Raw genomic sequence first — 15124 nt, 5'->3', positions numbered from 1 at the left:
CACCCACCCCTCCTCACGAGGCCACCGCGACCGCCCCCACAGCCGGGGTGCGCAGCATCCGCCGGGCCGTCACCAGACCGGTCCCCAGCGTCACCGCCGCCGCGACGGCGACGACCGCGAGCCCGATGCCGTACACCTCGCCCGGCAGCACCTCGTCGGAGCGGACCACGGTGAACGGGATGATCCCCGCGAGCGCGGCCAGCGCGCCGAACACGACGCCCGTGACCGTGAGGATCAGCCCTTCGACACCCACCGTCCCGAGCACCTGCCCCGGAGTCGCCCCGGCGAGCCGCTGCTGCCCGAACTCCCGCGAGCGGTAACTCGTAGCTGCGTACAGCGAGTTGACGAGCATCACGCAGACGAAGACCACGATGATCCCGACGACCGTGAAGTTCAGCGTCTCCAGGGTCTTGTCGTCGATCGACTTGGTGATGCCGAGGGCCTCGACGGTGTCGCTCTCCACGGCCTGCATGGTGAGCGTGGCCGTGGCCACTGCCGTGAACAGGATCAGCGACATCAGGATCCCGGCCAGATGACCGGCCCGCTCCCGCAGATTGCGCACCGCCAGCCAGCCCCTCGCGCCGCTCAGCGGCAGCCGGTTCAGCACGCCCTCCAGCAGCCGCGGCGCCAGCAGCGCGAAGCCCACCGACAGCAGGATCGCCCCGTAGGCGGGCGGCGCCATCAGGGCCGCGTCCGACCCCGAGAACGCGAACGTGGAGGTGACCGAAGCCGCCCCGGCGAGGAGCGCCGCGTAGGCGAGGAACTTCCGTGCCCCGCCCCGTTTCACCTGCCCGCGAGTCGCCCGCCGTACGGCGAGGAAGGCGGCGCCGGCCGACGCCAGCAGCGTGATGTCGATGCCCGAGATCAACGCGATCGGGCCGAAGTCGTGCGGCACGGACCCGGCGACCTGACCGCTGTCCTGGAACAGGTCCAGCAGCGCCCGGCCACCCAGCATCGCCGGCCCGATCGCCAGCGCCGCACCCACCACGGCCACGACCACGGCCTCACCGACGACCATCCGCTTCAGCTGCGCCGGAGTCGCCCCCGAGCAGCGCAGCAGCTCCAACTCGGCCGCCCGCTGACGGACGTTGACCGTCAGGGTCGAGGCGACGGCGAAGAAGACCAGCAGGGTGCCGTAGCCGCCGACGACGCCCGCCGCGGTGGACAGGGTCTCCGCGCTGGTCGAGTCGACGCCGTCCTGCGCCGCCGTGTCGTGCATCGAGTTGAACGTCATGATGATGACCGCGCCCAGGAACGCGGACAGCAGTGTCGCGAGGAACCGTCCGGGGCGATGCCGGATCGAGCGCAGGGACAGCATGAACATCGCTCACACCCCCAGAGCCACGTCGTCACCCAGGTGCGCCAGGCGCTCGGCCACCGCGTCCGGGGTCGGCCCGTCCATCCGGCCGGCCAGCCGGCCGTCCGCCAGGAACAGCACCGAGTCCGCGTAGGAGGCGGCGACCGGGTCGTGGGTCACCATCACCACGGTGCGGCCGTGCACCCGCACCGCCTGCTGGAGCAGCCGCAGCACGTCACGGGCGCTGCGGGTGTCCAGGGCGCCGGTCGGCTCGTCCGCGAAGATCACCCGGGGCTCGGTCACCAGCGCGCGGGCGATCGCCACGCGCTGCCGCTGACCGCCGGACAGCTGGTCGGGGCGGTGCCCGAGCCGGTCGCCGAGACCGACGGACGTCAGGACCTCCCTGGCCCGGGCGCGGTCGACGCGCTGCCCGGCGAGCTTGAGCGGCAGCACGGTGTTCTGCGCGACCGTCAGCGTCTCCAGCAGGTTGTACTGCTGGAACACGAACCCGATCCGGCCCCGCCGGAACTTCGTCAGCTCCGCCTCGCCGCCCCCGGTCAGCTCGGTGCCGTCCACCCGCACGATGCCGCTGTCGGGCCGGTCGAGCCCGGCGGCGCAGTGCAGCAGGGTGCTCTTGCCGGACCCCGACGGCCCCATGACCGCAGTGAAAGTGCCCCGACCCAGGCCCAGCGTGATCCCGTCCAGAGCGGTCACGGAACTGTCCTGCGCGCCATGGGTCTTGGTGACCTTGACCAGCCGCAGCGCCTCCGCGGCGGGTCCCGTGTCGTGCGTGCGTCGCGAACCTGCGCGAAACATCGTCATCACTCTCCGTCCGGGCACTCCCTGTGCCCTGCCGATGAAGCTACGGAGCGGGCGGCGGGAGCACATTGGGCGCAGAACCCGTCTTGCCGGGTGTACTCAGCGACACCCCCGACGGGGGGCCGGCCCCGGTGACCGACCGCGTTGTCAGTGGCGGGTTGTACCTTCCGACGCATGGGGATCTATCTGGTGAACGTGGGCGCGCGGGAATGGTTCGGCGAGGAGGAGGACGGCCGGGGGCACGTCGCCGCCGCGCTGAACGAGGAGTTGGGCAGGCGCGGGCTACCGCCGTACACCGGTGTTCCCGAGGAGACGGACTTCGCACGCGGCTCCGGCACGGCCTTCGAGGAGAAGCTCGTCCCGCCCATGGACGGATTCGTAGCACTGTGCCGGGCGCACCTGTCGAAGGCCGAGGAAAGGCTCCTTCTCGGCTGGACGGTGCTGGTGCCGGTGCCGCTCGACGAGGAGATCGAGCTGCCGATCGAGTCCGCCTACGACCTGACGACGACCGTCGCCGGAGCCCCGCGGATCCTCGCCCTCACCGAGCGGCTCGCGACGGCGCTGGAGCTGCCGACCGACGCGATACCGGCGACGTCCGACAACCTGGAGCTGACCAGCTGGTTCCTCGACGGTGAGGCGAAGCGGACCGCGGCGGCCCGGCCGGGACCGTGGGCCGACGACCTGGACACGGCCTTCTACACGGCGGTGTACCTGCGCGCCGCCCAGCACTCCATCCGACGCGGCTGCCCGATCGTCTACTCCTGACCGCGGGCGGAGGTCGCCGCTCCGTGAAATCGGTGACAGGACTGGTGCCTTGGAAGACTTCCCCGCGGACGTCCTCCGCCGGTACAGGTTTGCCCATGACGGAAAACGGGGGACGCCGCCAGGCACGGTGGCGGGGAATGCGGGAGTCGGTCCAGGGGGCGGACACCGAGCTGTGGCCCGAGGGGCTGGCGGACGTGGTGCCGGGCGGGTTCGAGGCGGCCTATGTGCAGTTCGGTGATCTGTATCCCGACCAGCAGCTCCAATTACAGCTCCTGTACGGCGCCTCGCAGCGCGCCTTCGAGCGCAGGACCAGGGTCTCGGCACGGGTCACGGTGGTGCGGGTGCTCGGCAACGCGCTGAGCGACCCACGGCTGGGCGACGCCAAGGCGAACGAGCATCTGACCGAGTATCTCGACCAGGAGATCGCCGACCTGCGCGGACGGCTGGCCCAGGACAGCGCGACTGCCGTCAGCCGGGGCCTCAACATCGGCCTTGCCATGGGCTCGGTCGCGGGCCTGTCGCTGCTCGTCGTCCCGCTCCTCTGGGGCGTCGACCTGCTCGGCGTCCTCGGCGTGACGCTGAACTGCACCAACCGCTGGAGCCTGCTGGGCGCCTTCGTGTGCGGCGGGGTCGGCGCGTTCGGGGCCGTCCTCAGCGTGCTGGTGCGACTGCGGGGGAGCGCGGACCAGCTGGCGCGCCGTCAGACCAACGGCCGCGAGGGCATCGTGGTCCCCGGCCAGATGGCCCGCAGCATGCGCCACGAGGGCGTCTACCGGGTGTTCGTCGGCTGGGTCCTCGCCATCGCCGTCTACTTCCTGCTCAGCGGCGGCATTGTGACCGTCTTCGAGCCTCCGGCCACCACGGCCGAGATCTGCCCCGCCCCGGGCACCCCGGGATCGGCCGCCGCGGGCACCGAGTTCTGGAGCTTCTGGTGCGCCATCGGCTTCGTCGCGGGCTTCAACGAGCGATGGGCGTTCGGCATCCTCAGCCGCGACTCCACCAGACGACCGAGCAAGAACGCCTGACTCCGCTTTTGAACGGTTTCAATGACAGGCTCCAGTGATTGGGGAGTTCTGTTGGATTCTGCACGCCACTCGTCCTGATCGGGGCATGGACACTGGCCACTTCTGCCACTAGCTTCAACCGTCGTTCGAGCTGAATCGTTCCAACTCCGAACCGAACCCAGCCGAAGGGACTACGGCATGAACGACGGAGTCGACAGCACGAAGGGCAGAGGCGTGCGTCGCCGTACCGTGCTCACCACGGCACTCGGCGCCGCACCGCTGGCCGTGGCGGGAGGCATCGTCGGCGGCACCCCAGCGGTGGCCGCCCCGTCCTCGCCCCGCACCGCGGTCGAGGGCCTGACGGTCGAGCACCGCAACAATCCCCTCGGCGTGGACGCCGAACATCCCAGGTTCGGCTGGCGCATGACCTCCCCGGTACGCGGTCGCCGGCAGTCGGCGTACCGGATCCTGGTGGCCACGACCCCGGACCGCCTGACCCCCTCCCGCGCGGACATCTGGAACAGCGGCCGTGTCACCTCACCGGACTCGATCGCCGTTCGCTACGACGGCCCCGCCCTGCGCGCCTCCACCCGCTACCACTGGACGGTGACGGTCTGGGACGAGACCGGCCGAGCCGCCCCCGCCGCCCCGACCGCACGCTTCGAGACCGGCCTGCTCACCACCGACGGCGTCACCGGCTGGGAAGGGGCCCGCTGGATCGCCATGGCGGGCAAACGCCCCAACACCCCCGGCGCCCCGCTCCTGCGCCGCCAGGCCCGGCTGACCGGGCGTCAAGTGAGCGCCGCCCGGCTCTACATCACCGCCCTCGGCGTGTACGACGCCCACATCAACGGCCACCGAGTCGCCGTACCCCAGGGCGACGGCACCACGCACGAACTGCTGACCCCTGGCTGGACCAACTACGACAGCACCGTCAACTACTTCACCTACGACGTCACGGACCTGGTCTCCGGGCGGCAGGGCCAGGTCACCCTCGCCGCCGTGCTCGGCAACGGCTGGTACAACGGCCGCGTCTCCGAGAACAGCGCCTACTGGTCCGCCGACGGCAATCCGCTCGCCCTCAAGGCCAAGCTCCTGATCCGGTACGCCGACGGGGCCGAGCAGACGGTCGTCACCGCGCCCGGAGACGAATGGAAGGCCACCGACACCGGCCCCTACCGAGCCGACGACATCTACGACGGCCAGACCTACGACGCCCGCGCGGAGCGGGCCGGCTGGACGGCGAACGGCTTCGACGCCTCCGGCTGGGCGGGAGTCACCGAGCACGACCACGACACCCGGTTCCCCGACGCGAAGCTGGTGGCCTACCCGGGCGAGAGCGCCCGGGTGATGCCCGAATGGGATCTCAGGCCGCGGTCCGTCACCGTGTACACCGGCGTGACGGACCAGAACGGCAGCCCCAACGGCAAGGGCCGTATCGTCGTCGACCCCGCCCGCACCGTCACCGACCCGGCCACCGCCGCCACCGCCTCCGTGACCCTGCGCCCCGGCGACACCGCCGTCATCGACCTCGGCCAGAACATGGTCGGCGTGCCCCGCTACACCCTGCGCGGCGCGGCCGGCGCCCAAGTCGTCCTCAAACCCGGCGAGATGCTCAACGACGACAGCGAGGGCGCCGACGGCCCCGTCGGGTCCGTGTACCGCGCCAACCTCCGCAGCGCCAAGGCCACCAGCACCTACATCCTCAAGGGCGACCCCGACGGCGAGACCCATCAGGACTCGCTGACCTTCTACGGCTTCCGCTACGTCTCCGTCACCGCCACGGACACAGTCACCCTGACCCGGTTCACGGGCCGGGTCGCGACCTCCGCCCTCCGCGACATCGGCACCATCACCACCGACGACACCGACGTCAACCAGCTGATCGGCAACGTCCGTTGGGGCCAGCGCGGCAACTACCTCTGGGTGCCCACCGACTGCCCCCAGCGCGACGAACGCCTCGGCTGGACCGGCGACACCCAGCTCTTCTCCAACACCGGCCTCTACAACGCCGACGCGGTCAACTTCCTCAGCCACTTCGAGGACATCCTGATCGACTCGCAGAAGACCTACGGCCAGGACGGCGCCCAGTTCACCTGGGTCGCACCCGGCTCCCGCTACAACCAGCCGATCCCCGCGAGCGGTTGGGCGGACTGCGGCGTCGTCGTCCCGTGGACGGTGTGGCAGATGTCCGGCGACAGCACGGTCGTCGACCGCAGCTGGGCAGCCATGACGAAGTACATGGACTGGATCCGGCGCCGCACCGGCGACACCTATGCCGGGCAGGGTGCGATCTTCGGTGACTGGCTGGCCTTCCAGGACACCAGCACCCAGCTCATCAGCGACGTCTACTACGGCTACAGCGCCCGCCTGATGGCCGACATGGCCCGCGCCACCGGCCGCACCGCCGAGACCCGCGCCTACGACGACCTCTTCGCCCGCATCAAGCGGGCGTTCATCACCAAGTACCTGGCCACCGGCGCCGACGGAGAGGTCACCCTCCGCTCCAGCCTCGGCGATGCCCCGCCAACGGGCGGCAAGACGGAGGACAACAGCCAGACCGCCCTGCTGTGGGTCCTCAAACTCGGCTTCTACGACACCGAGGCCCAGCGCCGCCGGCTCGTCACCCACCTCACCGACAACATCGGCAACGACGAGGCCTACAAGGAGGCCCACCCCGACAGCACACGCGTCAGGTACGCCGAGAACACCCTCTCCGTCGGCTTCCTCGGCGTGAACGTCCTCGCGCCCGTCCTCACCGACGAGGGCCGCGTCGACCTGGCGTACCGGCTGCTTCACCAGGACGCCATGCCGTCCTGGCTGTACTCCGTGCGCAACGGCGCCACCACCATCTGGGAGCGCTGGAACTCGTACTCGAAGGAGGACGGCTTCGGCCCCGTCGACATGAACTCGTTCAACCACTACTCCTACGGCGCGATCATGGAGTGGATGTACGAGAGCATGGCCGGCATCGCCAAGGACCCGGCCCACCCGGGCTTCCGGCACTTCTTCCTCAGGCCCCACCTCGACCCGACGGGCAAGGTCACCCGGGTCAGCGGGGCCCATCTCGCGCCCTGCGGCGAGATCGTGAGCGAGTGGCGCGAGGACGACCGGAAGCTGACCTACCGGGCTGTGGTGCCCGCCAACAGCACCGCGACCCTGCGCATCCCCACCGCCGACCCGTCGACCGTCCGCGAGGGCCGCACACCCCTGGCCGAGGCCGAGGGCGTCGAGTACCTGGGCTTCGCGGACGGCGTCGCCTCCTACCGGCTGCCGTCCGGCCGCTATGCGGTGACGTCCGCGCTCGACTGATCCTCGCCCACCAGCACGACCTCCAGGGTGCGCGGGCCGTGCACCCCCTCGACCCGGTCCAGCTCGATGTCGCTGGTCGCCGACGGACCGGAGATCCACGTCAACGGGCGTACCGGGTCGAGGCGTTCGAGAGCCTGCGGCACCGACGACACGACCTGCTCCGGAACCCGTACGACACAGATGTGGTGGTCCGGGACGAGCGTGATGCGGCGCCGTCCCTGGTCGGGGGAGCCGTCCAGCACGATGGTGCCGGTCTCGGCCACCGCCACGGCACACGCCGTGACGACGCTGTCGACCTCGTCCAGTTCGTGCGGGGTGCTCTCCGGCCGGTCCGCGATCCGCTCGGCGTCGGCCGCCGCCAGCCAGCCGGTGTCCAGGCCGGGCGGCACGAGCACGGTCTTCGCCCCGCGCGCCGCGAGCATCCCCGCGATCGTCGGCGCCAGGTCGGCGGGCGTGCACCGGTGCACGATCGCCCGGTAGTCCGCGAGGTTCTCGGCCAGCAGATCGACGGTCTGCGCGACGCTCCGGTCCCCGTGCTCGCGCAGATAGTCGCGCGGCACCGCCTCTTCGTACGGCGCTTCCTCGCGCGGTACGTCCGCGAGCGCGCGCCGCACCCGGCCCAGGATCCGTTCCCTGCTGCTCACTTGGCCCCGTCCTTTCCGCCCCGCGTGCGCTGCCACCAGTCCCGGAACGGCTCCGCGGGCACCGCCGGAAGATCCCGCGTCCCGCTCCACGCCCTGCCCGGTCCGGGCAGTGAGCGCGGATGCAGCCGTCGGGTGCGCGAGGCGAGCCGCTGGCCGGTGCGCAGGGCGCCCGGGCGGCCGAACGCCCAGCGTGCCGCCCGCATCGCGGCCCGCTCGGCGGCATGCCCCTTGGCCGGCTTCAGCACCACCTTGTTGCCCTTGGACGTCACCTCGCCGCCCGCCACGACCCGCTCCCGCAGATGCACCAGCACCTCGGGGATGTCGATGGCGACCGGGCACACCTCGTAGCAGGCGCCGCACAGCGACGACGCGTACGGCAGCGAGGCGTCGATCTCGCTGGTCACGCCCCGCAGTTGCGGGCTGAGGATGGCGCCGATCGGGCCCGGATAGACCGAGCCGTAGGCGTGCCCGCCGGCCCGCTCGTACACCGGGCACACATTGAGACAGGCCGAGCAGCGGATGCAGCGCAGGGCCTGGCGGCCGACCTCGTCGGCGAGCGTGTCGGTGCGGCCGTTGTCGAGGAGCACCAGATGGAAGGTGCTCGGCCCGTCGCCGTCCGTCGTACCGGTCCACATGGTGGTGTACGGGTTCATGCGCTCGGCGGTGGAGGAGCGGGGGAGGGTCTGCAGGAACACCTCCAGGTCCTGCCACGTGGGCACGATCTTCTCGATGCCGACGACCGAGATCAGTGTCTCCGGCAGGGTCAGGCACATCCGCCCGTTGCCCTCGGACTCCACGACCAGCAGGGTGCCGGTCTCGGCGACCATGAAGTTGGCGCCGGAGATGCCGACCTTGGCGCGCAGGAACTTCTCCCGCAGGTGCAGGCGCGCGGCCTCGGCGAGCTCGGCGGGCGTGTCGGTGAGGCCCTCGGGCGCGGGGCGCCCCCACTCGCTCATCTCACGCTCGAAGATGTCGCGGATCTCGCCCCGGTTGCGATGGATCGCCGGCACCAGGATGTGCGAGGGGCGGTCCTTGCCCAACTGCACGATCAGCTCGGCGAGATCGGTCTCGTAGGCGTGGATGCCCTCTTCGAGAAGCGCCTCGTTCAGCCCGATCTCCTGCGTGGCCATCGACTTGACTTTGACGACCTCCGACTCCCCGGTCGCCTTGACGAGATCCGCCACGATCCGGTTCGCCTCGTCGGCGTCGGCGGCCCAGTGGACGGTGCCACCGGCCGCCGTGACCGACTCCTCCAACTGAACCAGATACCGGTCGAGGTGACGCAGCGTATGATCCTTGATCCGCTTGCCCGCCTCGCGCAACTCCGTCCAGTCGGAGACCTCCGCGACGGCCTTCGCCCGCTTGGCGCGGATGGTGTGCGTGGCGTGACGCAGATTGCCCCGCAGCGTCGCGTCGTGCACGGCCTCGTGCGCCGCCTTCGGAAAAGCCGGCATTCCCAGATACGTCCCGCTCATACGGCCGGTTCCTCCTCCGTGCTCGCCAGGATCTCCGCGATGTGCACCGGCCGCATGCCCGTCCGCAGCCGGGCCATGGTCCCGCCGATGTGCATCAGACAGGAGTTGTCCGCCGCGCACAGCACCTCGGCGCCCGTCGACTCGGCGTTGCGCACCTTGTCCGCGCCCATCGCCGCCGAGACATCGGAGTTCTTCAGGGCGAAGGTGCCGCCGAAGCCGCAGCACTCCTCGGCCCCCGGCAACTCCGCCAACTCCAGCCCCCGCACGGCCTGGAGCAGCCGCCGGGGCCGGTCCCCGAGCCCGAGCCCGCGCAGCCCGTGACAGGTCGGGTGGTACGTCACCCGGTGCGGGTAGTAGGCGCCCACGTCCGTCACCTCCAGGACGTCCACCAGGAACTCCGTCAGCTCGTACGTCTTCGGCACCACCGGCGCCAGTGTCGCCGCGAGCGTGTCCCCGCGTCCCTCGGCCCGGGCCCGCTCACCCATCCGCGGATACAGCTCCCGCACCATCGCGCCGCACGACCCCGACGGGGTGACGATCGCGTCGTACTCCCCGAAGACATCGGAGAAATGCCGGGCGAGCGGCTCGGCCTCGTGTCGGTATCCGGTGTTGTAGTGCGCCTGCCCGCAGCAGGTCTGCGCCATCGGGAAGTCGACCTCGACGCCAAGCCTGGTCAGCAGTTTCACCACCGCGCGACCGGTGTCCGGATAGAGCGTGTCGTTGACGCAGGTCAGGAACAGGGCGACACGCATCGCGGCTCCTTCTGATCGATCATCGGATGAGTGCAGCGTAATAGGGCACGGCGGCTTGGGGGAGACCTCGTCACCCGTCGGTGAGCCGGGCTTCCGCCTCGCGCCAGCGCGCCGCGTCCCCGCGCGGCTCGTACCGGGTCAGCGGTTGGGTACGGGTGAGCAGGCGGCGCCCGTTGCCGAGGTCGCCGACCAGGCCGTGGGTCCGCGCCTGGACCAGGACGTTCCCGAGGGCGGCGGCCTCCGCCGGACCGGCCACCACCGGCAGCCCGCAGGCGTCGGCGGTCAGCTGGCACAGCAGAGCGTTGCGGGTGCCGCCGCCGACGACGTGCACGACGTCCACGGGATGGTCGGCGAGCAGCTGCGCCTCGTCGATCGCCCTGCGGTGTGCGAGGGCCAGCGAGTCGAGGATGCACCGTGTGACCTCGGCGGGCGAGACCGGCACCGGCTGCCCCGAGGCCCGGCACGCCTCGGCGATCCGCTCCGGCATCCGCCCCGGCGCCAGGAACGCGGCGTCCCCCGCGTCCACGACCGACCGCAGCGCCGGCACCCGGCCGGCCGCCGGCAGCAGCGCGCCCAACTCCGGCTCGCCCCAGGCCCGTACGCACTCCTGGAGCAGCCAAAGCCCCATGATGTTCCGCAGATACCGGACCGTGCCGTCGAGCCCCAGCTCATTGGTGAAGTTGGCGGCGCGGCTCTCCTCGGTGAGCACCGGCGCGTCCAGTTCGAGGCCGGCCAGCGACCAGGTGCCGGTGCAGATGTACGCGAACCGCTCGCCGTCGGCCGGTACGGCGGCCACCGCGGAGGCGGTGTCGTGCGAACCGACCGCGGTCACCGGCACCGGCCCGGCGAGCCCGGTCTCCTCCAGCACCTCGGCACGCAACAGGCCCGCCGGATCACCGGGTTGCCTGAGCGGCGCGAACAGGTGCAGGTCGATGCCCAGCCGGGAGGCGAGGTCGTACGACCAGTCGCGCGTGCGCGGATCGACGAGCTGGGTCGTGGAGGCGTTGGTGAGTTCGGTGCCCTGCTCGCCGGTGAGCCAGTACGTCAGGAGGTCGGGGATGAGCAGAAGCCGCTCGGCGTGCGCCAGTTGGGCGGAGTGACGCGCCGCCGTCAACTGGTACAGCGTGTTGAAGGGCGCGTACTGCAACCCGGTCGCGGCATACAGCTCCTCCGCCGGAACGGTCGCCCACACCTTCTCGGCGATCCCCTCCGTCCGGGAGTCCCGGTAGTGCACGGGGTTCCCGAGCAGCGCGCCGTCCGCGTCCAGCAGCCCGTAGTCCACGGCCCAGCTGTCGATGCCGACGGAGTCGACCCGCCCGGCCGCCCGCAGCCCGTCCAGCACCCCGGCGTACAGTCCGAGGACGTCCCAGCGCAGCCCTTCGGGCGTCCGCACGGGCCGGTTCGGGAACCGGTGCGCCTCGGTCAGCTCCAGACTGTCGGGGCCGACGCGGCCGACCATGACACGTCCGCTGGACGCGCCGAGGTCGACCGCGGCGTACGCCTTCACGCGGGCGCTCATCGCAGGAACGCGGCCGCGACGCCGGCGTCGACCGGGATGTGCAGCCCGGTGGTGTGCGTCAGGTCCCCGCCGGTGAGGGCGAAGACGGCGTTCGCGACATGCTCGGGCAGTACCTCGCGCTTGAGGATGGTCCGCTGGGCGTAGAACTCACCGAGCTTCGCCTCCTCGACCCCGTACACGGCGGCACGCTGAGCACCCCACCCGCCGGCGAAGATCCCCGACCCGCGCACGACACCGTCCGGGTTGACCCCGTTGACGCGGATGCCGTGCTCGCCCAGCTCGGCGGCGAGCAGCCGCACCTGATGGGCCTGGTCGGCCTTGGTGGCGGAGTAGGCGATGTTGTTGGGCCCGGCGAAAACGGCGTTCTTGGAGGCGATGTAGACGATGTCGCCGCCCAGCCCCTGCGCGATCATCACCCGGGCCGCCTCGCGGGAGACGAGGAAGGAACCGCGGGCCATGATGTCGTGCTGAAGGTCCCAGTCCTTGGCGGAGGTCTCCAGCAGGGGCTTGGAGATGGAGATGCCGGCGTTGTTCACCACCAGGTCCACGCCGCCGAAGGCGAGCACGGCCGCCTGGAAGGCGTCGGCGATCTGCTCCTCGGAGGTGACGTCCACGGTCACGGCGACGGCCTTGTCGGGCCCGCCGAGCTCCTCGGCGACGGCCGCGGCGTTCTCGGCGTCGAGATCGGCGACGACCACGCACGTGCCCTCGGCGACCAGCCGCCGCGCGATGGCCTTCCCGATCCCGCTGCCCGCGCCGGTCACCAGCGCGACCCGCGTCGCCAGCGGCCTGGGCCTCGGCATCCGCTGCAGCTTGGCCTCTTCCAGCGCCCAGTACTCGATCCGGAACTTCTCGGACTCCTCGATGGGCGCGTAGGTGGAGACGGCCTCGGCGCCCCGCATCACATTGATGGCGTTGACGTAGAACTCGCCGGCCACCCGTGCGGTCTGCTTGTCCTTGCCGAAACTGAACATGCCGACACCCGGGACGAGGACGATCGCCGGGTCGGCGCCGCGCATGGCGGGGGAGTCGGGCAGGGCGTGCCGCCGGTAGTAGGCGGCGTACTCCTCGCGGTACTCGGCATGCAGCTCCTTCAGGCGTGCGACGGCCTCTTCGAGAGGCGCGGTGGGCGGCAGGTCGAGGACGAGCGGGCGCACCTTGGTCCGCAGGAAGTGGTCCGGGCAGGAGGTGCCGAGCGCGGCGAGCCGCGGGTGCTCGGCCCGCGCCAGGAACTCCAGGACGGCGTCGGAGTCGTCGAAGTGCCCGACCTGGGCCTTGTCCTGGGAGGCGATGGCACGGACGTACGGCGCGAGGGCGGCGGCCCGCTCACGGCGCTGAGGAGTTCCGAGCGCGCCGTACCCCTCGATCACGGCCCCGAAGGGCTCGACCTTGCCGCGCTCCTCCAGGAACTTCTCGGCGGTCCGGATGATGTGCAGCGAGTTGCGCTCGCACTCCTCGGAGGTGTCGCCCCAGGCGGTGATCCCGTGCCCGCCGAGCACACACCCGACGGCCCCCGGGTTGGCGGCCTTCACGGCGGCGATGTCCAGCCCCAGCTGGAACCCGGGCCGCCGCCACGGCACCCACACCACGGTGTCCCCGAAGCACTCGGCGGTCAGCTTCTCCCCGTCGGCGGCACAGGCCAGCGCGATGCCCGAGTCCGGGTGCAGATGATCGACGTGCGCCGCCTCCACGAGCCCGTGCATGGCGGTGTCGATGGACGGAGCCGCCCCGCCCTTGCCATGCAGGCAGTAGTCGAAGGCGGCGACCATCTCGTCCTCGCGCTCGACGCCGGGGTAGACGTCCACGAGCGCCCGCATACGGTCCAGCCGCAACACGGCCAGCCCCGCCTCGGTGAGCGTCCCCAGATCACCCCCGGACCCCTTCACCCACATCAGCTCCACATCACCCCCGGTGACGGGGTCGACGTCGGTGCCCTTGGCGGACGCGTTCCCACCGGCGTAGTTGGTGTTACGGGGATCGGAGCCGAGCCGCTGGGACCGGGCGAGGAGGGCGGCGGCTTCGGGATGGATGGCCATGAACCTTCAGTCCTAACTAGAAGAGCGAGGGAGATGCTTTTAGGGGCGCGGGGAACTGCGCGACCAGTTACATCCGGCCCGCAGTCCGCAGACGACAGAACGCGGCAGACGGTTACGCCCCCCACCCGGCCTGCTGCCCACCGACTCGCTCGGCCACGATCTTCTCGGCCCACCCCGACCGGCGGTACGCAGCCATCGGGTCGGCGTCGAGGCCCATCTCCTCGCGCACATCGGCCAGCAGCGGCCGCACATCCGTGTTGTACGCGTCCATGACCACGGCATTCGCCCCGAGCACATCCCCCGCAGCCTGGGCCTCGGCCAGAGCGACACCATCGACCAGCAACGCCTTCGCCGTGGCCTCCTGCACATTCATCACCGAACGGATGATCGCCGGGATCTTCGCCTCGATGTTGTGGCACTGGTCGAGCATGAAAGCCACGTCCGACGTGAACCCACCCCCGCGCACGACCTCGTACATGATCCGGAACAGCTGGAAGGGATCGGCCGCGCCCACCATCAGGTCGTCGTCCGCGTAGAACCGCGAGTTGAAGTCGAACCCGCCGAGCTTCCCCTCCCGCAGCAGCGTGGCGACGATGAACTCGATGTTGGTGCCGGGCGCGTGATGCCCGGTGTCGACCACGACCTGCGCCTTCGGCCCGAGCTTCAGGCAGTGCGCGTACGCCGTCCCCCAGTCCGGCACGTCCGTCGCGTAGAAGGCCGGCTCGAAGAACTTGTACTCCAGCAGCATCCGCTGCCCGTCCCCGAGCCGCTCGTACACCTCGGCCAGCCCCTCGGCCAGCCGGTCCTGACGCCCCCGGATGTCGTCCTGCCCGGGATAGTTCGTGCCGTCCGCGAACCACAGCTTCAGATCCCGTGAGCCCGTCGCGTCCATGATGTCGACGCACTCCAGCAGATGACCGACGGCCTTGCGCCGCACCGCCGCGTCCGGATGGCAGATGCTGCCCAGCCTGTAGTCGTCGTCCTGGAAGGTGTTGGAATTGATCGCGCCCAGCCGCACCCCGCGCTCCTCGGCGTGCTTGGCCAGCGCCGCGTAGTCGTCGACCCTGTCCCAGGGGATGTGCAGCGCGACGGTCGGCGCGACGCCGGTGAACTCGTGCACCTTCGCGGCGTCGTCCAGCTTCTCCCGAGGCGTCCGGGGCACGCCCTGCTGCGCGAACACCTTGAACCGCGTCCCCGAGTTCCCGTACGCCCACGACGGCGTTTCGACGGCCTGGGTCTTGAGTGCGGCCTTCACCGCGGCGAGCTCGGTCACTTCAGGGCTCCTGTGACGTCGGGACGGAAGCGTCGGACGGCGGACATCTGAAACGCTTCACTGTGAAACGATTCAAGACGGGAACGTATGGGCCCCCCGAAGGGGTGTCAAGCCCCGTGACCAAGGCCGTTTCTTGTGACTCGGCCGTGACCTACCTTCATCGAAACTTTTTCGACACGGACCCATTGACGGGACATGCGCTCCGTGCCTAACGTCCCGGCAACCAAG

11 protein-coding genes are annotated in these 15124 nt (G+C 70.8%); 3 read left to right on the top strand and 8 right to left on the bottom strand.

Features of this window, described 5'->3' with window-relative positions; genetic code table 11:
• Positions 1 to 13: 13 nt before the first annotated feature.
• Entirely contained in the window at positions 14 to 1324 is a 1311-nt protein-coding gene (locus CP983_RS03455) for an FtsX-like permease family protein (protein ID WP_150498477.1), read from the bottom strand.
• Between the two features lie 3 nt (positions 1325 to 1327).
• Positions 1328 to 2119 carry an ABC transporter ATP-binding protein gene (locus CP983_RS03450; RefSeq protein WP_167537634.1) on the bottom strand — a complete coding sequence of 264 codons (792 nt, stop codon included), beginning with the start codon at positions 2117 to 2119 and terminating at the stop codon, positions 1328 to 1330.
• 171 nt (positions 2120 to 2290) lie between these two features.
• Here CP983_RS03450 and CP983_RS03445 point away from each other — a divergent pair, with 171 nt between their 5' ends.
• From CP983_RS03445 to CP983_RS03435, 3 genes are all read left to right on the top strand, one after another.
• Complete coding sequence (locus tag CP983_RS03445) at positions 2291 to 2881, top strand: hypothetical protein (protein WP_150498475.1); 591 nt, start codon at positions 2291 to 2293, stop codon at positions 2879 to 2881.
• Positions 2882 to 2976: 95 nt separating this feature from the next.
• Positions 2977 to 3906, top strand: a complete 930-nt coding sequence (locus CP983_RS03440; RefSeq protein ID WP_150498474.1) for a hypothetical protein — start codon at positions 2977 to 2979, stop codon at positions 3904 to 3906.
• A 177-nt stretch (positions 3907 to 4083) separates the two neighbouring features.
• On the top strand, positions 4084 to 7197 hold the full coding sequence (locus CP983_RS03435; RefSeq protein WP_150498473.1) for an alpha-L-rhamnosidase: 3114 nt from the start codon (positions 4084 to 4086) through the stop codon (positions 7195 to 7197).
• Here the strand turns inward: CP983_RS03435 and CP983_RS03430 are convergent.
• The 6 genes from CP983_RS03430 to rhaI form a co-directional block, all read right to left on the bottom strand.
• Positions 7170 to 7841, bottom strand: coding sequence for a LutC/YkgG family protein (locus CP983_RS03430; protein ID WP_150498472.1), 672 nt, complete (start codon positions 7839 to 7841; stop codon positions 7170 to 7172). The two genes, CP983_RS03435 and CP983_RS03430, sit on opposite strands and share 28 nt — an antisense overlap.
• The gene (locus CP983_RS03425) at positions 7838 to 9316 is read right to left on the bottom strand and encodes a LutB/LldF family L-lactate oxidation iron-sulfur protein (protein WP_150498471.1); all 1479 of its coding nucleotides are present in this window, start codon (positions 9314 to 9316) and stop codon (positions 7838 to 7840) included. The genes CP983_RS03430 and CP983_RS03425 overlap by 4 nt, the downstream gene beginning before the upstream one ends.
• The gene (locus CP983_RS03420; RefSeq protein ID WP_125528155.1) at positions 9313 to 10068 is read right to left on the bottom strand and encodes a (Fe-S)-binding protein; all 756 of its coding nucleotides are present in this window, start codon (positions 10066 to 10068) and stop codon (positions 9313 to 9315) included. Before CP983_RS03420 ends, CP983_RS03425 begins: the two co-directional genes overlap by 4 nt.
• Positions 10069 to 10138: 70 nt before the next feature.
• On the bottom strand, positions 10139 to 11575 hold the full coding sequence (locus CP983_RS03415) for a rhamnulokinase (RefSeq protein ID WP_150506361.1): 1437 nt from the start codon (positions 11573 to 11575) through the stop codon (positions 10139 to 10141).
• Positions 11576 to 11583: 8 nt separating this feature from the next.
• A complete protein-coding gene (locus CP983_RS03410) occupies positions 11584 to 13623 on the bottom strand; it encodes a bifunctional aldolase/short-chain dehydrogenase (protein ID WP_150498470.1) in 2040 nt (679 codons plus the stop codon).
• A 112-nt stretch (positions 13624 to 13735) separates the two neighbouring features.
• Positions 13736 to 14896 carry an L-rhamnose isomerase gene (rhaI, locus tag CP983_RS03405; protein ID WP_150498469.1) on the bottom strand — a complete coding sequence of 387 codons (1161 nt, stop codon included), beginning with the start codon at positions 14894 to 14896 and terminating at the stop codon, positions 13736 to 13738.
• Between the last annotated feature and the right edge of the window lie 228 nt (positions 14897 to 15124).

Source organism: Streptomyces chartreusis (genome assembly GCF_008704715.1).
GTDB classification, from domain to species: Bacteria; Actinomycetota; Actinomycetes; order Streptomycetales; family Streptomycetaceae; genus Streptomyces; species Streptomyces chartreusis.
The sequence above is the reverse complement of the archived record's forward strand: the minus strand, read 5'-3'. Positions and strand labels throughout refer to the sequence as shown.

Coding starts and splice junctions, on each gene's coding strand:
- CP983_RS03455 (WP_150498477.1), bottom strand. CDS start 1,324: ATGTTCATGCTGTCCCTGCGCTCGATCCGGCATCGCCCCGGACGGTTC.
- CP983_RS03450 (WP_167537634.1), bottom strand. CDS start 2,119: ATGACGATGTTTCGCGCAGGTTCGCGACGCACGCACGACACGGGACCC.
- CP983_RS03445 (WP_150498475.1), top strand. CDS start 2,291: ATGGGGATCTATCTGGTGAACGTGGGCGCGCGGGAATGGTTCGGCGAG.
- CP983_RS03440 (WP_150498474.1), top strand. CDS start 2,977: ATGACGGAAAACGGGGGACGCCGCCAGGCACGGTGGCGGGGAATGCGG.
- CP983_RS03435 (WP_150498473.1), top strand. CDS start 4,084: ATGAACGACGGAGTCGACAGCACGAAGGGCAGAGGCGTGCGTCGCCGT.
- CP983_RS03425 (WP_150498471.1), bottom strand. CDS start 9,316: ATGAGCGGGACGTATCTGGGAATGCCGGCTTTTCCGAAGGCGGCGCAC.
- CP983_RS03420 (WP_125528155.1), bottom strand. CDS start 10,068: ATGCGTGTCGCCCTGTTCCTGACCTGCGTCAACGACACGCTCTATCCG.
- CP983_RS03410 (WP_150498470.1), bottom strand. CDS start 13,623: ATGGCCATCCATCCCGAAGCCGCCGCCCTCCTCGCCCGGTCCCAGCGG.